Origin of the sequence: Aquabacterium sp. (assembly GCF_004297345.1) — a bacterium.
In the GTDB taxonomy this organism is placed as follows: Bacteria; Pseudomonadota; Gammaproteobacteria; order Burkholderiales; family Burkholderiaceae_C; genus Aquabacterium.
Window position 1 is genome coordinate 1 of sequence record NZ_SCTN01000485.1, and the last position, 23,245, is coordinate 23,245.

19 protein-coding genes are annotated in these 23,245 nt (G+C 61.6%); 3 read left to right on the forward strand and 16 right to left on the reverse strand.

Annotated elements, in window-relative coordinates:
• The 9 genes from EPO09_RS18690 to EPO09_RS18730 form a co-directional block, all read right to left on the reverse strand.
• The coding region (locus tag EPO09_RS18690) for a fatty acid desaturase (protein ID WP_367200091.1) at window positions 1-585 on the reverse strand (585 nt) is incomplete at its 3' end.
• A 116-nt stretch (window positions 586-701) separates the two neighbouring features.
• On the reverse strand, window positions 702-1,133 hold the full coding sequence (locus tag EPO09_RS18695; protein WP_290645451.1) for a hypothetical protein: 432 nt from the start codon (window positions 1,131-1,133) through the stop codon (window positions 702-704).
• 17 nt (window positions 1,134-1,150) lie between these two features.
• Window positions 1,151-2,530, reverse strand: coding sequence for a hypothetical protein (locus tag EPO09_RS18700; protein ID WP_290645453.1), 1,380 nt, complete (start codon window positions 2,528-2,530; stop codon window positions 1,151-1,153).
• A 198-nt stretch (window positions 2,531-2,728) separates the two neighbouring features.
• A complete protein-coding gene (locus EPO09_RS18705; RefSeq protein WP_290645455.1) occupies window positions 2,729-3,523 on the reverse strand; it encodes a 1-acyl-sn-glycerol-3-phosphate acyltransferase in 795 nt (264 codons plus the stop codon).
• Window positions 3,520-4,863, reverse strand: coding sequence for a dihydroorotase (locus tag EPO09_RS18710; RefSeq protein WP_290645457.1), 1,344 nt, complete (start codon window positions 4,861-4,863; stop codon window positions 3,520-3,522). Before EPO09_RS18710 ends, EPO09_RS18705 begins: the two co-directional genes overlap by 4 nt.
• A 7-nt stretch (window positions 4,864-4,870) precedes the next feature.
• Entirely contained in the window at window positions 4,871-5,833 is a 963-nt protein-coding gene (locus EPO09_RS18715) for an aspartate carbamoyltransferase catalytic subunit (RefSeq protein ID WP_290645459.1), read from the reverse strand.
• Complete coding sequence (gene pyrR, locus EPO09_RS18720) at window positions 5,830-6,354, reverse strand: bifunctional pyr operon transcriptional regulator/uracil phosphoribosyltransferase PyrR (protein ID WP_290645461.1); 525 nt, start codon at window positions 6,352-6,354, stop codon at window positions 5,830-5,832. The genes EPO09_RS18715 and pyrR overlap by 4 nt, the downstream gene beginning before the upstream one ends.
• 9 nt (window positions 6,355-6,363) lie before the next feature.
• Window positions 6,364-6,771 carry a Holliday junction resolvase RuvX gene (gene ruvX, locus EPO09_RS18725; RefSeq protein ID WP_290645463.1) on the reverse strand — a complete coding sequence of 136 codons (408 nt, stop codon included), beginning with the start codon at window positions 6,769-6,771 and terminating at the stop codon, window positions 6,364-6,366.
• Entirely contained in the window at window positions 6,768-7,355 is a 588-nt protein-coding gene (locus EPO09_RS18730; protein ID WP_290645465.1) for a YqgE/AlgH family protein, read from the reverse strand. The genes ruvX and EPO09_RS18730 overlap by 4 nt, the downstream gene beginning before the upstream one ends.
• A gap of 97 nt (window positions 7,356-7,452) precedes the next feature.
• Between EPO09_RS18730 and EPO09_RS18735 the strand changes: the two genes are divergently transcribed.
• Entirely contained in the window at window positions 7,453-9,048 is a 1,596-nt protein-coding gene (locus EPO09_RS18735; protein ID WP_290645467.1) for a deoxyribodipyrimidine photo-lyase, read from the forward strand.
• Window positions 9,049-9,068: 20 nt separating this feature from the next.
• Here the strand turns inward: EPO09_RS18735 and EPO09_RS18740 are convergent, their stop codons facing one another.
• The 7 genes from EPO09_RS18740 to EPO09_RS18770 form a co-directional block, all read right to left on the reverse strand.
• Window positions 9,069-10,142, reverse strand: a complete 1,074-nt coding sequence (locus EPO09_RS18740; RefSeq protein WP_290645469.1) for a GGDEF domain-containing protein — start codon at window positions 10,140-10,142, stop codon at window positions 9,069-9,071.
• A gap of 53 nt (window positions 10,143-10,195) precedes the next feature.
• Window positions 10,196-16,762: an Hpt domain-containing protein gene (locus EPO09_RS18745; protein WP_290645471.1), complete on the reverse strand. Its 6,567-nt coding sequence runs from the start codon at window positions 16,760-16,762 to the stop codon at window positions 10,196-10,198.
• A 16-nt stretch (window positions 16,763-16,778) separates the two neighbouring features.
• Window positions 16,779-19,118, reverse strand: coding sequence for a methyl-accepting chemotaxis protein (locus EPO09_RS18750; protein WP_290645473.1), 2,340 nt, complete (start codon window positions 19,116-19,118; stop codon window positions 16,779-16,781).
• A gap of 51 nt (window positions 19,119-19,169) precedes the next feature.
• Entirely contained in the window at window positions 19,170-19,712 is a 543-nt protein-coding gene (locus EPO09_RS18755) for a chemotaxis protein CheW (protein ID WP_290645475.1), read from the reverse strand.
• A 41-nt stretch (window positions 19,713-19,753) separates the two neighbouring features.
• Complete coding sequence (locus tag EPO09_RS18760) at window positions 19,754-20,119, reverse strand: response regulator (RefSeq protein WP_290645477.1); 366 nt, start codon at window positions 20,117-20,119, stop codon at window positions 19,754-19,756.
• Between the two features lie 98 nt (window positions 20,120-20,217).
• Window positions 20,218-20,616 (reverse strand): response regulator, encoded by a 399-nt coding sequence (locus EPO09_RS18765; protein ID WP_290645479.1) that lies wholly within the window; start codon window positions 20,614-20,616, stop codon window positions 20,218-20,220.
• Window positions 20,617-20,682: 66 nt separating this feature from the next.
• Window positions 20,683-20,835, reverse strand: a complete 153-nt coding sequence (locus tag EPO09_RS18770) for a rubredoxin (protein ID WP_290645506.1) — start codon at window positions 20,833-20,835, stop codon at window positions 20,683-20,685.
• Window positions 20,836-20,966: 131 nt separating this feature from the next.
• On the opposite strand from EPO09_RS18770, the gene EPO09_RS18775 reads away from it, so the two are divergent.
• Together EPO09_RS18775 and hemL are read left to right on the forward strand one after the other, a co-directional pair.
• On the forward strand, window positions 20,967-21,920 hold the full coding sequence (locus EPO09_RS18775; RefSeq protein WP_367200092.1) for a hydroxymethylpyrimidine/phosphomethylpyrimidine kinase: 954 nt from the start codon (window positions 20,967-20,969) through the stop codon (window positions 21,918-21,920).
• Window positions 21,921-21,948: 28 nt separating this feature from the next.
• Window positions 21,949-23,241 (forward strand): glutamate-1-semialdehyde 2,1-aminomutase, encoded by a 1,293-nt coding sequence (hemL, locus tag EPO09_RS18780; RefSeq protein ID WP_290645490.1) that lies wholly within the window; start codon window positions 21,949-21,951, stop codon window positions 23,239-23,241.
• Window positions 23,242-23,245: the final 4 nt, after the last annotated feature.

Sequence of the window (23,245 nt, forward strand, 5' to 3'; positions counted from 1 at the left end):
CCAGAAGTGACCGATCCCGTTGATCACGCCTGCGGCCATGATGGGAATCCACAGCATCTGCACGGCCCACACGGTGATGCCGATGGCACCAAACAGCGCCAGATCGATCAGCAACATGGCAATGGGGCCCCAATTATTGCGGGGGGTGTACAGGTTGCGCTCCAGCCAGTCATCGGGCGTGCCGTGACCATACTTCTTGAGCGTCTCGGCCTTCATGGACTCGTCGCGATACAGCTCACGCCCCTCCAGCAGCACTTTCTTGATGCCGCGGGTAACTGGGCTGTGCGGATCTTCTTCGGTTTCGCACTTGGCGTGGTGCTTGCGGTGCACCGACACCCACTGCTTGGTGACCGTGCTGGTGGTCAGCCACAGCCAGAAGCGGAAGAAATGGGAGGGAATGGCATGCAGCTCCAAGGCACGATGCGCCTGAGCACGATGCAGAAAGATGGTGACAGAAGCAATCGTGATATGCGTCAAAACCAGTGTGTAGGCAACAATTTGCCACCAACTGGCGTCTGTCAGACCTTGGATCGCCCATTGCACGAGGGCATCATGCAGCGACCCGAAAAACTCGGAAGAAAACATCAGGGACCTTTCAACGGGACGCGAGATTGTAGAGGTCCCCGAGAATTTGTCTTTGTCCAGAAACAATAAAGGGTTGCCACGCGGTCAAACGCGTGACAACCCTTGCCTGGAGAGACTTATTCCACGGTCAGAACAACTTTGACCGTGCTATCCACGGCAGACTTTTCGATATAGCCAATGGCATCCACGTTGGAGGCCACATGCTTCTTCACGTCAGCGGCGCTCGGCACTTCCTTGGGAGGCGTGGCCTTACCAGAGAAGGTCAGACGCGCCCAGGTGGCCTTCACCTGCGCAGACGACTTGCCAGCAGCCTTGCTGTAGAACATGTCGCGCGCTGCAGTCGATTCAGGCAGGTCTGCGGGCACCGCAGTCTGACCGGTCGGCAGCGTCGAGGTTTTACCCAGGAAGATGGCGGCGGCTTGTTCTGGCGTCATCGATGCCAGCGAGCTCTTGGGGTTGACGATCACAGCGACCTGCGCGCTGGCTGCTTGAGCCAGGGTCAGAAGTGCAACTGCGGCGGCGGCTTGAAGGGTGTGCTTGATGTTCATGTGATGCTCCCTTCCGCTCAGAACACGAAGTCAACCGAAACGGACAACACGTTGACCGTTCGCTTGGAGTTCAGGAAATTCTGAGCCGTGGTGGTAGCCGGATCGGGAATCAGGAACATGCCATTGGAATCTACCGGCTTGATGATGTGATCGACTTGGGCCTTGATCGCCATATTGCTTGTGGCATCCCAACGCACCCCCAACGTCGTCGTCTTCTGGTCAAGCTTTTCAACCCCCAGAACCTGATTCACGCCGCCCTGTACCGTCAAGATATACGCATCCAAACCGGTGCCGGAAAGCTGAGTGACCGGATTCGCTGATCTGCGATTTGTCACAACCTTGGAGAGACCGATGTAAGGGGTGAATTTCTCAACACGGTAGCCCAAAGTGCCGTACCAACCTGTCGTGTCCGTCACGAAACTGTCAGTTTTACGCTTTGTATACTCGCCATTGAATACCCAATTGTCTTGGTCATAGCTCAAGCCAAAACCTGTGAAGGTTGCATTCACGCCGGAAGGATTAACCAGCGCATCGACCTGATTCAATTGCCCAAGAATGACTTGACCAGTCGCACCAAGCCCCCCCGCAATTTGACCGCGACGCAATGCACCTGCGGCGGCAGCACCTTGCGAAGTCGCAGAATCACCTGCAATTGTTTGCCCTGAAGCCAAAGCGCGCAGGTTGCTGTTGCTTTCGGAATTCAGGGTCAATTTCCCCTGACTCCGGCCGAGACGCATCGACCAGCCTTCACTCAACTCGGCTTGGATATTCAGGCCAATCTGCCCTTGAATCAACACCTCCGTTGGCGCTTTCACACTTGCCGAATTAAAGAGGGCCTTTGAATCACCCGCCCACAAGGTCGCCGTCACGGTAGAGGCACCTATACTCATCTGATAACTCGCGTCAGCCCCCTGGAACTGACTAACCGGCACCTGACCGTAGACATCCAGATTTGGACGAACAGTGGTGTTCGCATAACCGACGTCGCGAAAATCAGAAATCATGAAGTAGGGAGCACCCATGCGGCCTGCACGAAGCGATAGGCCAGGCAAAGCTTGCCATTTAGCAAAGGCCCACTCAATGTTGGGGATGTACTGCCCCTCCGCATCGTACTTGGTCATGACCTGAGCGGTACCTGAGACGGTAGGCGCAAACTTGTACGTGCCCTGAACGGCAACTTTACTATCAGGACTCAGGCTTCCACGCTTGGTAGCACCACCCCCTTGACCAGGATAGTTGAACTCCGCATCGTCCGTACCGTTCTTAACAGCACCCAAGGTGCCAAAACCAGACATCCGGAAGTTGCCATCAGGCGACTGGTACTCAGCATGAGCACCCATACAGGTGACCAAAGCTGCGGCCGCCAAGGGTAGGCGCCGAAGTTTTTTCTCTGACATAGGAGGGACTCCTCAACAGGGTTGACGGGACGCCAATTCGGACTGCTCCACCTGATGCTTTTGGTATCGGCTATATGTCCGAATGCGCGACCACTTTGCCTAAGGGCTTGGCGGTTGTCGTCAGAGTAGTGTTACCACTTGACACCTATCCCCTGAATAAGGTGTATCGCAACGTGCAATTTTTCACTAATGCACGAATTAGTGATTTGAAACCTGAAGGAATTGAGCCGTCTGGGCCTGTAAGGACTCGGCCAACGCCCTTCTGTCAGCGTGCGTCACTGTCTGCAACGGCAGGATCTGGGCATGCACACACAGGCCTCTGGCGGTGACGATCCACCACAGGGATTGCATGAGTGTGGTGTCGCCAACATAGGCTGCGATGGGGCTCACGGCGTGCTGAGGGTCGCTATAACGCAACACAACAGGTTGTACAGGGGCCGGCGCATCGATGGCCGCCTGCAACAGGTTGGCGTGGAAATGCATCACGCCATGCCCATCGCCTGTGGTGCCCTCCGGGAAGACCGCCACGGTGTGCCCCTCGCGCATGGCTTGGGACATGAGCCCCAGCACGCGCATGGCATCCCGCCGGCGCTCACGCCTCAGGTACAGGGTTCCGGCAGCCGTCACCAAGCGCCCGACGAGCGGCCATTTCGCCACCTCGGCCTTGGAGACAAAGCGGGATGGCACCACGGCATTGATGGCCACGATGTCCAACCAGGACACATGGTTGGACACCACCAGCTTGGCGCCGGGCCGTGCCTGGCCTTGCACTTGAAGGCGTATGCCCAGAATGGCGAGCAACTGGCGAGACCAGCGGCTGGTTTCGTCATGCCAACCCTGCTCGTCCAATCCCGGCCAGATCGCATAGGAGCGCACGTAGCCCACCAGCAGGTGCAGCAGCACGCGCAGCAGCCGCCAGGCCGCCAACGGCACAGCCGTGATCAAGCCCAGGCCTGAGGGGCCGGGGGATCGCTCGCCCAAGGCTGCACTCATGCTGCAGCGCTGTCGGGTTCTGCTTCGTGGGCCACCTGCCCGGCTACCAAGGTCAACTTCACGCGGCCCACTAACTCGAACCCGGTCGAACTGAAGGCAAACGGCGTGTGCTTGCCCTGGCTGACCAGCGCAGATGGCTCCACGATCCAGCGGGCAGCCGGATCGAACACAACGACGTCGGCCACGCCGCCAGCCACCAGGCGGCCAGCGCTGGATGACAGCGACCCCAGCGCATCGCCCAGCACCTTGACAGGGCCTTGGGTGACCACGGACAAGGCGCGACGCAATTTGTCGGGCGCAGGCTTGTCCCCCTGATCGGCGCCGGACCACTTGAGCGCCAGGCTCAGCAGCAATTCCAGGCCCGTCGCGCCTGGTTCTGCCTCGCCGAAGGGCAAGGTCTTCTCGTCTTCGTCCACCGGCGTGTGATCGGACACCAATGCGTCCAGCGTGCCGTCAAGCAGACCGGCTTGGAGCGCGTCGCGGTCGCGGCCCTGACGCAGCGGAGGCGTCAGGCGCATGGCGGAGTTGAAGTAGCCGATATCGATGTCGGTCAGCAGCAGGGAATTGATGCTGACGTCGGCAGTGATAGGCAGGCCTTGAGCCTTGGCCTGACGGATCAGTTCGACACCTGGAGCGCTGGAGATGCGGCAAATGTGCACGCGCGCACCTGTGGCGCGCACCAGTTCGATGATCGTGTTGAGGGCGATGGTTTCGGCGGCAACCGGCACGCCAGACAGGCCCAAACGCGTGGCCACAGGGCCGCTGGCCGCCACACCTTTGCCAAGCCAGGCATCCAGGGGACGCAGCCAGACCGTGTAGCCAAACGTTGATGCGTATTGCAGCGCGCGTTGCAGCACCTGCGTGTCCTTGACTGGCACTTCGGCTTGCGAATAGCCCACGCAGCCAGCTTCATGCAACTCGGCCATCTCGGTCAGTGTTTCGCCCTTGAGGCCGCGGGTGAGCGCACCCAGCGGGAACAAACGGCAGCGGCTGAGCTTGCGGGCACGCAGCTTGAGCATCTCGACCAGGCCGGGTTCATCCAGCGTCGGATCGGTATCGGGCAGACAGACCACGCTGGTCACGCCGCCAGCGGCCGCAGCCGCGAGTTCGGACTCCAGCATGCCTTCGTGCTCGTGGCCGGGCTCTTTGAGGCGCGCGGCCAGGTCCACCAGGCCGGGCGCCACGATCATGTTGGTGGCGTCGATCACACGGTCAGCCGCGAAATCGCCGTTGACGTTGCCAATGGCGCTGATGCGGCCGGAAGTGATGGCCAGGTCACCGATTTGGTCCAGGCCGGAAGCGGGGTCGACCAGGCGGCCGTTCTTGATCAGAATCTTCATGATGTGTTCAAGCCTCGTTGCCAGCGATGATGGACATGACGGCCATGCGGACCGCGATACCGAAGGTCACCTGCGGCAGGATCACGCTTTGCTTGCCATCGGCCACGGCGGAGTCGATTTCGACGCCACGGTTGATCGGGCCCGGGTGCATCACGATGGCGTCAGGCTTTGCCAGGGCCAGCTTGGCCTCGGTCAGGCCGAACTCCTTGAAGAATTCGCCAGCGCTGGGCAACATGCCGCCGCTCATGCGTTCGTTTTGCAGGCGCAGCATGATGATGACGTCCGCACCGCGGATACCCTCCTCCATGCTGTGGCACACGCGCACGCCCATCTCGCGCAGATCGCCAGGCACCAGGGTGCGAGGGCCCACCACGCGCACTTCGGGCACGCCCAAGGTGGTCAAGGCATGGATGTTGGAGCGGGCCACGCGCGAGTGCACGATGTCGCCCACGATGGCCACGGTCAGGTTGCTGAAGTCCTTCTTGAAATGCCGGATCGTGTACATATCCAGCAAGGCCTGCGTGGGGTGCGCATGGCGGCCGTCACCAGCATTGACCACGTGCACATGCGGCGCCACGTGCTGGGCAATCAGATAAGGCGCACCCGACTCGGAGTGGCGCACGATGAACATGTCCGCCTGCATGGCGCTCAGGTTCGAGATCGTGTCCAGCAGGCTCTCGCCCTTGGACGCCGATGAACGCGCGATGTCGAGGTTGATCACGTCGGCGCTCAGGCGCTTGGCGGCGATCTCGAAGGTCGTGCGGGTGCGGGTGCTGTTCTCGAAGAACAGGTTGAACACGCTCTTGCCACGCAGCAAGGGCACCTTCTTGACCTCGCGCTCGTTGACGCTCAGGAATTGCTCGGCCGTATCCAAAATCTGGTGGATATTGGCCTTGGGCAGCCCTTCAGTGGACAGCAGGTGGATCAGCTCGCCGTGCTTGTTGAGCTGGGGGTTGTTCTTGTACATCAAACCCTCTCGAAATGAAATTGGAAACGGCCTTCAGGCGTGCGGTCCAGCGAGACGCGCTCGTTGGCAGGCAGCGTGATGCGGGCGGCAGACAAGGCAGGCTCGATCGGCAACTGGCGACCACCACGGTCCACCAGCACGGCCAGGGTCACGCTGGCGGGACGGCCGAAGTCGAACAGTTCGTTGATCACGGCGCGCGTGGTGCGGCCGGTGTAGAGCACATCGTCGATCAGCAGGATGTGGCGGCCTTCCACCTCAAAGGGCAAATGGGTCGCATCCTTGGTCGCGCTCATGCCGCGTGAGCTGTAGTCATCACGATGCAGGGCCGACGAGATCACGCCGTGCGGGGTCTTCAAGCCCAGATCGGTGTTGAGGCGTTCAGCCAGCCAGGCGCCACCCGACCAGACGCCCACCAGGGTCGTCTCCGGCGTGACGATGCGGCGAATGCCCACCAGCAGGCTGTCGTACAGGGCCTCGGCATCGAGGTGCAGGGCATGGTTCTGCGCAGGGGACGGATTGCTCACTGGGGCCTCTCAGCTTTCGGATGGCTCGGAATGATCGTTGAAATATTGTTGCAGCAAGATGGCAGCCGAGGCCGCATCCAGATCGCGTGCGCCCATGGCGATGGCCTCGGTGGTCGAGTAACGCTCGTCCACCTCGTGCACGGGCAGATGGAATCGCCCGCGCAACTGCCCACCGAACTTGCGTGCGCGAACGGTATTGTCGTGCTCAGCGCCGTCAGGATGAAAGGGCACACCGATGACCAGCGCATTGGGGCGCCACTCTTCGATCAATTGCCCGATCTGCTCGAAACGAGGCTTGCCTTCGGCCGCGATGGTGCGCAGCGGCTGGGCCTGGCGCGTGAGGCTGTTGCCCGTGGCCACGCCCACTCGCTTGAGACCGTAGTCAAAGGCGAGATAAGTCAGAACCGGCCCGCTCATGCGTGCCCGGCCTCGCCCATCAGGAAGTTGCGGTCGATGCCAAGCAGAGACAAAGCCTTGTCATAGCGTTGTTCAACCGGCGTATTGAAGATGATCTCGGGTTCAGCATCTACATTGAGCCACCCGTTGCGGCCCAATTCTTCTTCGAGCTGCCCGGCGCTCCAGCCCGAGTAGCCCAGGGTGATGAACACCTTACGTGGGCCGGCACCGTTGGACAACGCTTCCAGCACATCGCGCGAGGTGGTCATCTCCAGGCCATCGGCGATCTTGAGCGTGGAGTTGTAGTGGCCGCCTTCCGCATCCAGACTTTCATGCAGCACGAAACCACGCTCGGTCTGAACCGGGCCACCAAAAAACACCGGACGACTAGCCAGATCCGATCGCTCCAGGCTCAGGTCAACCTTTTCGAAGAGCTTGCGCAGATTGATGTCAATCGGGCGATTGATGACCAAGCCCAGCGCACCTTTTTCGTTGTGCTCACACATATAGACCACCGCACCGGCAAAATTGCCGTCCTTCATCCCCGGCATGGCGATGAGGAACTGGTTGGTCAGATTGATGGGGTTGGGCGCGCCTGCAGACATCCCGCGATTTTAGACGCGCCAGCCCTGCCCGTTCATGCAGATTCCCGCATTTACCCACCAGCAACCCGTGCTTGCCGACCGAAGCGATACTCCTGACATGCATCCGGTATTCGATTCCGCCCTCGTATGGTTCCGGCGCGACTTGCGCAGCACGGATCACGCCGCGCTCTACCACGCTTTGAAAAACGCCCGCAAAGTGTGGTGCGCCTTCGTGTTCGACACGGACATCCTGGATGAACTGCCTCGCTTTGACCGTCGCGTGGACTTCATCCACCGCAGTGTGATCGAGCTGGATCAGGCGCTGGAGGCGCTCGGCCAGCAGCATCCTCTGGCGCAATTGACCTCGTCAGCAGCGAGCGGCGCCACCACCGGCCTGATCGTGCGGCACGGCTCAGCCAAAGTCGAAATCCCGAAGCTGGCAGCGCAACTGGGCGTGCAGGCGGTTTACGCCAATCACGACGACGAACCTGCAGCACTGGAGCGCGATGCCTTCGTACGCGGCCCCTTGAGCAACATCGGCGTGGCCCTGTTCACCTCGAAAGACCATGTGATCTTCGAGCGCAACGAGGTGCTCACAGGCAATGACTCGCCCTATGGCGTGTTCACGCCCTACAAGAACGCTTGGCTCAAGAAAATTGATCCTTTCTACGTCAAACCCTACCCTGTTGAACGCTTCAGCGCTCAATTTGCAACTATCCCAGCCAAAGTTCACCCCATTGGCCAAGCCAGAGTGCCGTCACTGAAAGCACTGGGCTTCGAAGAGGTGGGGTCGTTGAAGATCCCTGCCGGCATGAGCGGCGCCCAGGCCCTGCTGGACGACTTCCTGCACCGCATCGATCGTTATGACGAAACGCGCAACTTCCCCGGTGTCAAAGGGCCCAGCTACCTGTCCACCCACCTGCGCTTTGGCACGGTGTCGATCCGCCAGCTCGCTGGCCTGGCATGGGAGCGCGCCAAAGCGGGCTCCTCAGGCGCGCAAACGTGGCTGTCGGAGCTGATCTGGCGCGATTTCTATCACCAGATCCTCTTCCACCATCCCCATGTGGTGGGCCAGGCTTACAAGCGCGAATACGACCTCATCAAGTGGGCCCACGGTGCGCACGCCGAGGCGAACTTCAAGGCCTGGTGCGAAGGGCAGACCGGCTACCCGCTGGTGGATGCAGCCATGCGCCAGCTCAACGAGACAGGCTATATGCACAACCGCCTGCGCATGGTCGTGGCCAGCTTCCTCATCAAGGATCTGGGCATCGACTGGCGACGCGGCGAGGCCTACTTCGCCGAAAAGCTGCTGGACTTCGATCTGGCCGCCAACAACGGCGGCTGGCAGTGGGCGGCCTCCAGCGGCTGTGATGCCCAGCCCTGGTTCCGCATCTTCAACCCGATCAACCAGAGCGAGAAATTCGACCCGCAGGGCAAATTCATCCGGCGCTATGTGCCCGAGCTGGCCGCCCTGCCCGACCAGGCCTTGCATGCACCCTGGCTGGCTCGCCCGGCCGATCTGGCCAGTACGGATGATGTCGTGATCGGCCGCGACTACCCCAAACCACTGGTGATGCACGATGTGGCGCGACAGGAAACGCTGGACCGCTATGCCGTGGTCAAAACGGTGACAGACAAGGACATCCAGAAGCTGGCGCGCAAGAAGGCACCACGCAAAACGGCCGCAAAGAAGAAAAGCGCGAACAGTACCTGAGGCGCTGACGATACGCCGACTTAGAACAGCTCGACGTCGCCGACGTGCGTGTCTTCCGACTTCAGCACACCTTCACGCACCAGCGCCTCGTAACACAGCACTTGATTGCGCCCCTGGTGCTTGGCTTGATAAACGCCCTGATCCGCACGGGAGAAGGACACGTTGGGCGTGTCCTTGTGCTCGATCTCGGTGAAGCCCACGCTCACCGTCACCCGGTTGATCTGCGGGAAAGGATAGGACTCGACGTTCTTGCGGAAGCGCTCGAAAGCGCCCATGGCATCGACCTCGGTACCGCCACGCAGCAAGATCACGAATTCCTCGCCGCCAAATCGGTACAGGCGATCGTAGTGACGGAATGACTGGCGCATGATGCGCGCCACCAGCACCAGCACTTCATCACCGATCAGGTGGCCAAAACCATCGTTGACCTTCTTGAAGTGGTCGATGTCCACCACGCCAAGCCAGTAGCCTGTTGCAGGAACCGAGCGGCGCTCGCCGGCCGGCACCTGGTAGGCGTCCGCCGTAACAGGCATCGAGGCCTTCAGAAACGTGGCATCGAAGGTCTGACGGTTGAGCAGCCCCGTCAAGGCATCACGCTGGCTGGATTCCAGCAAATTCTGGAAGTTGCCAAACACCTTGAGCAAGGTTTGTATCGGGCGCAAGGATTGCAGCGAGAGGGGCTTTTCAGACCAGACCTCCAGCACACCAGGCAAACCCACTTCGACCAGCAAAGGCAATACCGTCACGTGCCGCAAGCCAGGCTCGGTCACCTCTTCACTCAATTCGGCCTGCTCCAGCAAGCGCGAATCCAGCACAGAGGCACGCATGGGATAGGCCGCCAGAGGGGGCAAAGACTCCAGATCCACCCAGGGCGGATCACTGACCGTCAATTGACCACGCCTGGCCAGGCCGCTGCACAGCCAGTGCCGAGGTTCGTCGTCGCGACCGACCAGGCGGTACACGCCCACACTGGTCACCGACAACAACTCCAGCACCCCCTGAGCCAGCGACACATCCAGCATCTCGCGATCGCGCTGAGCAGTCAGGGCCGCCAGATGGGAAATGGCATCCTCCACGACCGGTTGCACGGTCACGTGGTGTGATGGAGGAGGTGTGGTGTGCGCCAACAAGTCAGTACTACTGTGGATCAGGCCACCACCTCATGCAGAGCGGCATAGCGGCCCACCAGGGCCAGCAGCTCTTCTTCACCATACGGTTTGCCCAGGTAGTGGTTCACACCCAGTTCGGTCGCATAGTCACGATGCTTCTGAGCAATACGTGAGGTGATCATGATGACGGGCAGATCAGACAATTTTTGATCCGCACGGATGTTGCGTACGAGGTCGAAACCATCCATGCGGGGCATTTCAATGTCCGACAGTATCACTGCGGGGCGCTCTTGTGCCAGCAATTCGAGGGCTTCCAACCCATCTTTTGCGAGCATCACGCGATAACCTTCACGAGCTAGCAGGCGCTGGGTCACCTTGCGCACGGTCAAGGAGTCATCAACGACCAGCACAAGCGGGGTCTGCGCCTCCGTGGACTCCGTCACGGTCTTGGCCGTTGGCTTGTTGTTAGGCAGCAGCCAACCGTCGAGCTCCGAGCCCGCTGCGGCCAGTGCTTGCGTCGTCTGAGCCTGAGCGCGGTCACCGTACACGGTCGCCAAAGCCACCGGGTTGTAGATCAGCGACACGGCGCCCGATGCCAGCAGCGTCATCCCGGCCAGGCCAGGCAAGCGAGCCAGTTGCGGCCCCAGGTTCTTGACGACCACTTCCTGGTTGCCCAGCACTTCGTCGACGTGCAGCGCAATACGTTGCTGCGCCGAGCGCACGATCACGATCGGCAGGCTACGGCCACCTTCCATGCCGCGCGGACTGAAGTCCAGCAGCGAGCCCAGCCAGTAGAACGGCAGCACCAGATCGGCAAAGCCGTAGGAGCCTTGCTTGTAGGCCTGCTCAACCTCTTGCGGACGCGCGCGACGCACCATCTCGATCAGATGGGTTGGCACGGCGATGTTGATGGCGCCACAACGCAGCATCACCACCTTCGTGACAGCCGTGGTCAGCGGCAGGATCAGCGTGAAGCTGGTGCCCTTGCCTGCCGAGGTCGCCGTTTCGATGCGACCGCCCATGGCGTTCACTTCGGATCGGACCACGTCCATGCCGATGCCACGACCAGCCAGCTCGGTGACCGACTCGGCCGTCGAGAAGCCGGAGGTGAAGATCAGTTGAGACAGTTCGGCTTCGCTGGGCGTGTCATCCGGCAGCAGCAGGCCCATGGCCACCGCACGCTTGCGGATGCGCTCCAGGTTCAGGCCGGAACCGTCATCACGGAACTCGATGGCCACTTCGTTGCCCTCATGGCGCAGGGCCACGATGACCTGACCGGCGGCATCCTTGCCTGCGGCCGTGCGTGCAGCCGCATCCTCGATACCGTGGGTGATGCAGTTACGCAGCAAGTGCTCGAAGGAGCCTGTCATGCGTTCCAGCACGCCGCGGTCGATTTCCGTGGAACCGCCCACAATGTCCAGACGCACCTGTTTGCCGGTTTCCTTGGCCGCCTGGCGCACCACGCGGTACAAGCGATCAGACAGGCCGTCGAACTCCACCATGCGGGTGCGCAGCAGATCGTCCTGCAGGTCACGCGTCAGGCGGGCCTGGGCGGCCAACTGGTCTTCTGCCGTTTCAAGGTTGCGCTGCAAGGTGCGCTGCACGGTGGCCACGTCGTTCACCGACTCGGCCATCATGCGGGTCAACTCCTGGAATCGCGTGTAGCGGTCAAACTCCAGTGGATCGAAGTTCTGGCTCTGTGCACGGGCTGCTTCCATGCGGGTGCTCAGCTGGGTTTCAGCTTGCAACTCGATGTCACGCAGTTGTTGGCGCAGACGCTCCAGGTTGTCCGTCAGGTCGGTCAACGAACCGCGAATCTGCCCGACCTGCGATTGCAAGCGCGTGCGGGTGATACTGACTTCACCCGCGTGGTTGACCAGGCGATCCAGCAACTGAGGGCGCACGCGCACCACGGCTTGCGAAGGCGCATGGGCATGCTCGCGGTCCAGCCGCGCGGTCGGGCCTTGCGCGGCCCGAGGCAAGGTGCCCCAGTCGATCGGTGCCAGCTTGACCTCGGGTTGCTGGCGAGACGTGATCGGCGACACCACCTCGGATGCCACCTCAGGTGCAGCGACTTCAACCGGCGCTGCTGTCGATGGCTCGACAAGCTCGCGCGCTGGCGCCGCGCTCAAACGCTCAGGCGCGGCCACCACGGGCTCGGCTGGCGGCAAGTCGCGGTTGACCTGCTCGTCATAGCTTTGCGCATCATTGGCACGCAAGGCTTCGAACACTTCAACCAGCCGGTCGACGCGCCCTTCCAACGGGGCGATGTCGGCGTGCGTGATTTGATCGGACGCCAACAGGCGCTCGATCGTCGATTCCATTCGGTGAGCCAGTTCACCCAAACGCATGGCACCGGCCAGGCGTGCACCACCCTTGAACGTATGCAAGGTACGCATGCAGGCCGCCGCGGCCGCCGGGTGATCCGGCATCTCCAGCCACTGGCGCGTCTGGCTGGCCAATTGAGGCAGCAATTCCTGCGCTTCTTCCTCGAAAATCGGGAACAAGTCAGGATCGACGTTGTCCTGCGCATCGATGTCGGACTCATCATCCCAATGCACCGGACCAGCCCCCGTCAGCGGCTGCGATGTCGACAGGCCTGATTGCAAGGGATCGGTATCAGCCGACAGGGGCGACAACTCACGGAACTCGGCCACACCCAAAGGCGCAGGCTGGGTGACCTCGACCTCTTCAGCCGAGCGAACCAGGCGCAGGTGCGGGCGGGCATCCTCGACTGGCAGATCACCCAGCTGAGAATCGCTCAAGACGATGGCTTCAGCGTCTTGCGGAGCTGGCGCAAAAGGATCGGTCTGTGCGTCGCTGGCGGCCTCGTCATCGAGGTCACTGACCAGGCTACGCGCTTCGATGCGGCGCGAGGCGTCGTGGTCGTACCACTCCAGGCGGCGCATCAACTCATCTGATGGCGTCTTGAGGAAACCTGCCGCGAACTGATGCAGCAAGCGACGGATTTCTTCTGCTGCCTCGTTGAACAGGGCAGCGGCCTCGGTTTCGCCACCACCCAGCGCTTGCGAACGCATCAAGGCGTGCTCCAGCAAGCGGGCCAGTTGAGACAACTCGGTATAGCCCACGGTGCCGGAGTTACCTGCCAGCGAGTGCGCCAGCGCAATGGCCTCGTCGCTCACAGGACGGTGCAACTCAAGCGCCCACTCGCCCAGCGCAGTGGACAAGCGGCGAGATTGCTCGTCTGCTTCGTTCAGGTAGATGTTGAACAGCGGGATGCTGATGCGCAGCGGCCCCACCACCTTGACCTGTTCGTCCGCACTCTCTGCATCAGGCGAAGGATCGGCATCAACAGGCACATCGACCGCATCAAAGCCAGCGGGCTCGACAGGGATCACGACATCCAGATCGGCGGCCTGAGTGGGATCGTCATCGTCCAGGATCACGACCTCTTTGGGATCGGTCAGTTCGACCTCACCCAATGGCGCTTCTTCAATCTGCTCATGCTCCGAATACAGCGCAGCAGGCGCGGACGGTGCGTGAATGGTTTCAACTTCGATACCGCTTGCCGCATCAGGCAGCACAAGCTCATTGGCAGGAGAAGCCAGATCCAGCACGATCAACTCGTGATCGGGCACAGGCTCGGGCATCAGCGACTGAGGCTGAGTGTCAACCTCAGGCAAGGCATCCAGATCGAGAACGGTGTCTGACTCAGGGACGTCGATATCCAGCAAAGTGACATCGACATGAGGCAGCTCATGGACATCTTGACCAGACTGCGGCGGCAGATCAGGCAAGTCCAAATCGTCGAACGACAGTGTCTCGACAACCGGCAGGGACTCGGCCTTGATCTCGTCGACAGCCTGACCCAGGGAGGGCAACTCCCAATCGGGCTCGGTGAAGGACTCGGTGAAAGCGGGGCGAGGCTCAGCCTGCAACGCAGGCGCCGGCTCGATCTCTTCTACGTCCGGCAGTTCGGGCTGAATCGGCTCGGCCAGTACTGCAATGACGGGCTCTGGCGGTTCTTCTGGCAGGCTCTCCGCCTCGGCTGCCGGCGCGGCACCCGTTTCAGCAATGGCACGGCGCTCACCGCGCAGGCGCAAGGCATCGGCCACATCGATCACAGGCTGAGCAGACCAACCCTTGTCCTGCTTGGCAGAGATGGCATCTGTCCACAGTGCAAAGTGGCCCAGCACATCAGCCGTCACGGCTTGCAGATCGGCACTGGCAGGCTCTTGCGATGCCAGCCAGGCGTTGTACATCTGCTCGCAAGCCCAACCAGCCTCGCCATACTCCTTGAGTCCCACCATGCGGGAACTGCCCTTGAGCGTGTGGAACCCGCGGCGCACGGCTGTCAGCGAACCCACATCATCGGGCTGTGAAGCCAGATGAACCAAGGCCTGCTGCATGTTGTCGATGACCTCGCGCGCTTCCTCCAGGAAGATGTCGCGCATTTCATCGTCTTCTTCCAAACCCGTTTCCTCAGGCGCAGCCGCAGCGGGCGCCAGAGACAGCGGCGCCTGCGGCGGGAACTGTGGCTCGGGCTGCAGGGTTTCGGCGTCAGACACCGATTGCGTGAAGTCGCTCAGCACCTGCGAGACCTGCTCGCGGGCAGCGGCCAGAGCCGTTTCGTCCTCGCTGGCCTGAGCGGATTCCAGAGCGGCCTGTGCCGCTGCCACGCTCTCGGCCAGCCCAGCCTGCTCCTGCACGTGCTGCGTGTCAGCCAGCTTCTGCAGTTGCTCGGAGACCTCGGTCAGGGAAGCGTCATCACGCTCCAGCACCTCGGCCACCTCTTCGGCCACCGCGTGTGCTTCCTCCTGCTGCACATGCTGCGCAACAAACTCTACCGGGTCAGCCTGGGTTTTTTTTTCCCGGCCCATCACGGGCGCCAGCACGCCAGTGGCTTCGTCCATGGTGAACAGGGACTTGGCCAGCGCGGGCTGCACGCCCATCATGTCGATCAGGAAGCCCAGTGCGCCCAGATTGGTAGCCAGGCGATCGAACACGCCATCCTGCGCAGCCTGATCCAGATCGGCATCAGGCACCAGCAGGTGATCCACGGCTTCGCGCATGCGCACGGTGGCGTGCGCCGCGACATCCAGGCCCAGCACGGCCAGCACGCCGCGCATGGATTGCAATTGCGAAGGCACATTGACCAGCGGGGTCACGTCCTTGGGATCGCGGAAGAACTGATCGATGTGCTTTTCGCAATCGCTCAGGGTGTTGCGCAACTCTTGCACCACACTGCCAATGGTCTGGCGATCGGAGACACGGCGATACAGCGCTTCCATCCAGGCTTCCAGCGGCTGGGCTTCATGGCCTTCGCTGATGTTCTGAATGCGCTGAGCCAGGCGCTGCACGCGCTGCTGCTGATCCGGATTGTCGAACTCGCCGTCCTCCAGCGAAGCTTCCAGGTAAAGCAGGCTGGTAGCCACTTCCATGGCCAACGCAGGAGCCGGTGCCTGAGCCGCCTGCACGGTGGTCTGCACGGCATGGGTCAAGGCATCAGCCAGCACCTGCCCGTCAGGGAACAGGCGGCGCAGGGAGTCGGCCACCAGCGAGAACTGCTCGTTCAAACCACCCAGGCGCAAAAGCTCGCCTGCCGCGACGGCAGACCAGCCATCCTTGGCACCGGCCACGCGCTTGAGGGCCTGTGCCACCCAGGCGGGGTCGTACTTGCCCAGCGCCGAGGCCTGCAGATCCACAGGCTTGTGGCGCTCCAGACCAAATGTGCGGCGCACACGGGCCAGCACGGAGTGCTCGGCAGCAGGCACATCAGAGGCCTGCGCGCAGAAGAACAGGAGTTCATTGGCCAGTCGGTCAGACGGCGTGGCGTTGCCCTTGACCAGCACACGCAACTGGCTGAGCAGTTGCGACAGCACACGCTTGGCGTGCACGGTCAGGGGCACATGGGCGCCGGCCAGACCTTCCAGGAAACCGCTGGCCAGCATCCACGTGGCCGATTCGCGGTGCGCGGATCGCTGCACGGCGCCACTGGCCAATGCGGCGCACAGATCGGCCAAAGCCACAGCATCAGCGGGCTGATTGCGCTTGAGCAGGTTCAGCAGGCCGGTTTCGAAATCATCAACAGTGCGCGCATCGGCCGCACGGGCCGACACGTTCTCAGGCGGTGCCAGCGGCGCCTCCAGAGACAGATCAGGCCAGTCCTGCGACCACAGATCGGTGGGACGAGGCAACACACTGCCCACGCGGGCCATCAACGCCTCATATTGAGGAAACAGCGCCATGGCCGAAACAGGCTTGCCAGCCAGTCGGCGGCTCACGTAATCGAGCAGCGCAAACGACGCCTTCTCGACGTCGCGCACCGCATCTTCGGTGATGGACTGTGGACGATTGACGAACTTCTGGACCACCGCTTCGGCGGCACGCAACAAGGTGGCACCAGCAGGCACACCAGCCAACTCCAGCGCACCCACACCCTGGTGGATCTGCTGACGGGCCGTGCGCAGGATCGCAGGGTCCATGGCGTCCATGTCGGACAGCCCGGCTGATGTCACATCCTTGAGGCAACGATGCAGCGCCTTGTGTGCCGAGTCCAGCGACTTGCGCAGTTCCTCATGCACCCAGGCCAATGCACTGAGGTCGTCAGATGGCGAGGGATCGTCGTGGTGCAAGCTGTCCATGGGTCAATGCGCTCTCTCAGGAAGCGATCTTGAATCGGGCCACCGATTGCTGGAGTTCGTTGGCGGTACGGGACAACTCACGCACCAACTGCGTAGTCGAACGGGTACCTTCACCGGTCTGCTCGGTCACGGCGAAAATGTGCTGGATGTTGGCCACCACCACGTTCGCCGATTCGGCTTCACGCAAGGCTTGCGAGGAAATCTGCTCAATCAGCTCGGCAAGGCGGCGTGACACGCGGTCGATGTCGCCCAGCGCGGAACCGGCGGCGTCAGACAGTCGGGCCCCTTCCACCACACCCTGCGTGGAGCGTTCCATAGCGGCCACGGCATCTTGCGTGTCAGTCTGAATGGTACGCACCAACGCAGCAATTTCACGGGTCGCATCGCCGGAACGTTCAGCCAGACGCTGCACTTCTTCGGCCACCACAGAGAAGCCGCGACCGGCTTCACCCGCAGATGCCGCTTGAATGGCGGCGTTCAAAGCCAGCACGTTGGTCTGCTCGGTAATGTCAGAAATCAGCTCGGTGATTTCGCCGATTTCCTGAGAAGACTCACCCAGTCGCTTGATGCGCTTGGAGGTTTCCTGGATCTGCTCACGGATGGTGTTCATACCGCCGATGGCGTTCTGCACGGCAGCCAGACCGGAGTCAGCGGCGGCCAGCGATTGGCGCGCCACCTCGGCGGAGTGCTGGGCTTGCGCGGACACCTCGTTAATGCGGCCGGCCATCTGCAGCACCGACTCACCGGTTTCGCGGATCTCGCGCAGTTGCTCGTCAGATGCGGCCAGCAGTTCGGTCGACGTGGTTTCCACCTCACCGGTGGTTTCCGTCACCCGTTGCACCGTGCCTTGCACTTGCGACACCAGGTTACGCAGCTCTTCCACCGTGAAGTTCACCGAGTCGGCGATGGCGCCGGTGATGTCTTCCGTCACGGTTGCTTGTTGCGTCAAGTCACCTTCAGCGACCAGTTGCAGTTCGTTCATCAGTCGCAGAATGGCCGCCTGGTTGGCGTCGTTCACGCGCTTGGCTTCGCGCTCCATGCGCTCGGCTTCCTGCCGCTGTTGCTCAGCGATCTGACGACGGTGCGTTTGATCGGTCACGAACACACGGAACAGGCCGTAGGCCGAGGCCACGGTCACCAGCAGCGACACCAGAATCATGGCCACGTTCAGGCCACCGATGCCAGCGCCCTCGGTCAGCTTCTGCTGCACGGTCTCCAGGCCCTTGCGCAGAGGCTCGGAGTCATCGATCACCGCCACCTGAGCATCACGCGCAGCCACCAGGCCTTGCAGCGAACCCAGGATGAAGGTCGATTGCGTGCGGGTGCGTTCGAAGATTTTCAGCAGGGCTTCCAGCTGCTCACGCACAGCCGGATCCTTGGAGGCCACCAGCTTCAACTCGCCATTGCCGTTGAGCATGCCTTCGGCGATTTCCTTGAAGGCGTTCAAGTCCTTGCCCAGCAGGAACACGGCCTCGGTCGACACGCCTTCCACGGTCAGGAATTCGTTGGCCGACTTACCGATACGCTGCGTCAGCATCACCAACTGGTTGAGCGACGACATTTCAGAGGAAGACACACCGCCCTTGTCGATCTTGGTCGAGGCGATACCTTCGGCCAGATCCAGCAGTTCGGACGACTGGCTGTTGACTTCACGCAGGGCCTGGCTCACCTGAGTCAGGGTCTGCTTCTGCTTCAACACGTAGTCGGCGTTCTTCTCGGCGCGGTCTACCAGAGGCAGCAGCTTGGTCAGCTCTTCCTTAGCAGCGCCATGCACTTCGCTCAGACCCAGCTTGGCGTCGCCCTTGTCCAGACCACGCACGTTGCTGGCCAGCACCTTGGAGCTATCGGCCACTTCGCCGAAAGCCTGTGCACGACCGATCAAAGCCTGCGAGACCGACTTCGCCAGACGTTGCGACTGCATCAGCGCCTGACCGGTTGCCCCGGTTTGCGCGGCGCGACGGTCTGCGGAGGTCACCGACAGGAAGGCCGACAAGAGCAGGCCCACCATGCCGACACCCAAGGCGCCGCCGATGAAGCGCTGCTGTTTGTCCAGGCGCCACTGACCGATAACGGGCAGGCCGGTCTGGGGCTCCAGCAAAGCGTTGGGCGTGTCAACAGCCTCGTTCTTGAGCCGGTTGTCGTGATAGTCGGGCGGGAACTCGGAAGGCGCAGCCTCCGAGATGATCGAGTCCGACGTGATCGTGCTGCCCGGCTGAAGGGTTGAAGGCGCAGCCTGCGTGTCCACAGACTGGGCACCCGAGGACGTGACCATCCCTTCGGTGCTCAAGGCTTCCGACTGGACCTCCTCGTCGTCCTGTGTTTTGCCCAGGTCCTTGATTCGACTCAGGAAACTCATGTCCTTACACTCCAAACAGTCAGCTGTGACAGCCAGACGGGGTTGAGCCCGTCAAACATCAATTTTCAAAAAGGCCTCGTCAGCCACCAGGCTGGCCAGGTCGAGTTCGTACCAGGTGCGCCCTTGCACGTCGTTCAATTGCTGGCCGATGAAATGGGGGCTGGGCGCGCCTGAACCTGCCTCAGCGGGCGTCAGGGCACTGGCGTTACGCAAACCCATCAAGCGATCGATCAGCAAGGCTGCATTCATTTGCAAACCCGAGTTGAAGGCGATCAGGCGGCCGGCATCGCGTGCGGCCACTTCGGCCAGGTTGCGGGTCTGGCGCTGCGGCAAGCCCAGAAAGGCCGCCATGTCGATCACACCGTGCAACTGCCCACGCAGGTTGGCCACACCCAGGAACCAGTCCTGGCTATGAGGCACGGGCTGAATGGTGGACAGCGGGAAGATTTCGCCCGCTTGATCCAGCGACAGCAAAAAGCCGTGACCGGCGATCTCGACGGCCAGCCAGCTGCGAGCAGGCGCCTGCTGGCGCACCATCTGCAGACGATCTGCCAGACGTTGCTGCAACTCCCTCAGGGCTTCTTTATTGGCCATCTGGATGCGCTCTCTTGTTCTTTCTTCTTACCCTGCCGATCTCAGCCGAAGGCTTTGATCTTGGACAGCAGTTCTTCAGGATTGACCGGCTTGACCACGTAATCACGTGCGCCCTGGCGCATGCCCCAGACGCGGTCGGTCTCCTGGTTCTTGCTGGTGCAGATGATGACCGGCACGTTGGCAAACGACGGATCGCGCGTGATGGCGCGCGTCAACTGGAAACCATTCTGACCGGGCATGACCACATCCATGAGGATCAGGTCGGGCTTTTCTTCCTGCAGACGGCGCATGGCTTCTTCGCCGTTCTCGGCCGTTTTCACCTGGTAGCCCTTTTTCGTGAGCAACTCGGACAGCACGTGCAGTTCGGTCTTGGAATCGTCAACCAGCAATATTTTCTGAATAGGCATTTCAACTCCTCAGTGCACGCTCGTTTTGGCTTTCAGCCAGCCGGCGCACACACATTATTCACCCTGTCAGACAGACAGGCTTACAGGCTCTGTTGCACTCAACCGGCGCTGTATTGCGCCACGGCCTGCAGCAATTGGTCTTTGGTAAAAGGCTTGGTCAGGTAATCCTGCGATCCCACCATGCGCCCGCGCGCCTTGTCAAACAGACCATCCTTGGAGGACAGCATGATCACCGGCGTGCTCGTGAAACGGGGGTTTCTTTTGATGATGGCGCAGGTCTGATACCCGTCCAGACGGGGCATCAAAATGTCACAAAAAATAACATCTGGATTGTGGTCATTGACCTTCGAGAGCGCGTCAAAACCATCTTCGGCCAGCACGACTTCATATCCACCCTGTTTCAGGAAGATTTCCGCACTGCGACGAATGGTGTTGCTGTCGTCAATGACCAGCACTTTGGTTGCCGCCTTCACTTCGGGGCTATCTGCTTCAGACACGGACGCGTTCCTCCAGACTGTCAGAGCCCTCGTCAGGCCCTGAACCAATTCAATTCGATCAAGGAATCAGACCTGAACCATCTCGAAGTCGTCCTTGCGTGCACCGCACTCGGGACAGACCCAGTTCATCGGAACGTCTTCCCAGCGGGTGCCGGGCGCGATACCCTCTTCAGGTAATCCGGCGGCTTCGTCATAAATCCAGCCACAAATCAGGCACATCCAGGTACGAAACTCGTTCACGTCGGTCCAAACCAGCTTGAATACAATGAACTGATTGTAGCCATCAGCCGCTCCCGCAAATCCGAGGGTTTGTGGGCACGGGCTCACCTTCTAGCCAATACTGCACACGCATGAACGCCCCACAGACAGGTCCAACAGACCACACCGCCGCCGAAGACCAGGACGCGGGCTCGCCAGCATGCGTCATGAGTTTCAATGCCAATGACGCCAGCGGCGCATCCGGCATTGGTGCCGACATCGCCACCATTTCCGCCATGGGTGCGCACGCGCTGCCCGTGGTCACCAGCCTGCTGATTCGCGATTCCGCCGAGGTGTTCGAGTCGCACGAGATCGATTCCGACGCCATCGTGGACCAGGCGCGCAGCGTGCTGGAAGACGTCACGATCGCATCGTGGAAAGTCGGCTTCCTGGGCAGCGCCGATGGCATCAGCGCCGTCGCCGAGATCCTGTCCGATTACACAGACATCCCGCTGGTGTCCTATTTACCCAACATGTCATGGCTGGAAGAAGACGCCCAGATGGCCTATCTGGAAGCCTTCCGCGAATTGATCCTCCCCTCTAGTCACGTGTTGGTGGGAAACCACAAGACCCTGACCGATTTCCTGCTGCCGGAGTGGGATGCCGAACGCGCGCCCTCCGCCCGCGAGCTGGCCGTGGCCGCCGCCGAGCACGGTTGCGGTTACGTGCTGGTCACCGGCGTGCAATTGCCTGACCAGTTCATTGACAACGTGCTGGCGTCGCCGCAAGGTGCCGTTGCCGGAGAGCGATTCGAGCGTTTCGAGGCCAGTTTTGTGGGCGCGGGTGACACCCTGTCCGCCGCACTGGCTGCCATCCTGGCCAGCGGAACCGAACTGGATGTGGCTGTTTCGGAGGCCTTGAGCTTCCTGGATCAGGCGCTGGATTCGGGCTTCCGCCCTGGCATGGGTGGCGTGGTGCCCGACCGTTTCTTCTGGGCCTTGCCTCCTGGCGAACAACCACCCGAGGGTGTCGTGACCGACGAATCCACCCACCCGGAGATGGACGACGCCAACATCCCGCCGCCCCACGCGCGCAACGTCCACTGATCTTTTCGATCGATAGTTAGCAGTCCGCATGACCACGAACGCCTCGCTTTTTGAACGCGCCCAGCGCGTCATCCCTGGCGGCGTCAACTCGCCCGTGCGCGCCTTCCGCGCCGTGGGCGGTACGCCCCGTTTCATCACCCGCGCCCAGGGCGCCTACATCTGGGATGCCGAAGACAAGCGCTACTTCGACTACATCGGCTCCTGGGGCCCGATGATCCTGGGCCATGGCCACCCCGAGGTGGTCGAGGCCGTGCAGAAGGCCGTGCTGGAGGGCTTCTCGTTTGGCGCCCCCACCGAGCGAGAGATCGAACTGGCCGAAGAGATCCTGAAGATCGTGCCCAGCGCCGAGCAGGTGCGCCTGGTGAGTTCGGGCACCGAAGCCGGCATGAGCGCCATCCGCCTGGCGCGTGGCTTCACCGGCCGCAGCAAGCTGATCAAGTTCGAGGGCTGCTACCACGGCCATGCCGACGCGCTGCTGGTCAAGGCCGGCTCGGGCCTGGCCACTTTCGGCCACCCCACCAGTGCGGGCGTGCCGCCTGAAGTGGTGCAGCACACGCTGGTGCTGGAGTACAACAACATCGCCCAGATTGAAGAGGCCTTCGCCACGCAAGGTGCCGATATCGCCTGCGTGATGATCGAGCCGATCGCCGGCAACATGAACTTCGTGCGCGCCAGCGTGCCCTTCATCAAGCGCATCCGCGAACTGTGCGACCAGCACGGCGCCTTGTTCGTGTTCGATGAAGTGATGAGCGGTTTCCGCGTGGCCCTGGGCAGTGCACAGAGCATCTACGCCAAGGCCCTGCCTGGCTTCAAGCCGGACATCAGCGTGTTCGGCAAGGTGATCGGTGGCGGCATGCCGCTGGCCGCCTTTGCCGCATCGAAAGAGATCATGGCCAAGCTGGCGCCGCTGGGCCCGGTCTACCAGGCCGGCACGCTGTCGGGCAACCCGGTGGCCACCGCTTGCGGCCTGGCCACGCTCAAGCTGATCCAGCGCCCCGGCTTCTTCGAGGCTTTGTCGGCCTCCACGCGCAGCCTGATGGCGGGGTTCGAAGCCGAAGCCAAGGCAGCCGGTGTCGAGCTGACCACCGATTGCGAGGGCGGCATGTTCGGCTTCTTCTTTGCCGATCACCTGCCCCAGCACTACCAGGCCGTGATGGCCAAGGGCACGGACAAGTTCAACAAGTTCTTCCACCTCATGCTGGACCAGGGCGTGTACCTGGCGCCCGCCATGTATGAGGCCGGCTTCGTGAGCGCGGCTCACACGGCCGATGACATCGCCCAAACCGTGGCGGCAGCCGGCCAGGCCTTCTGCCAACTCTGAGTCT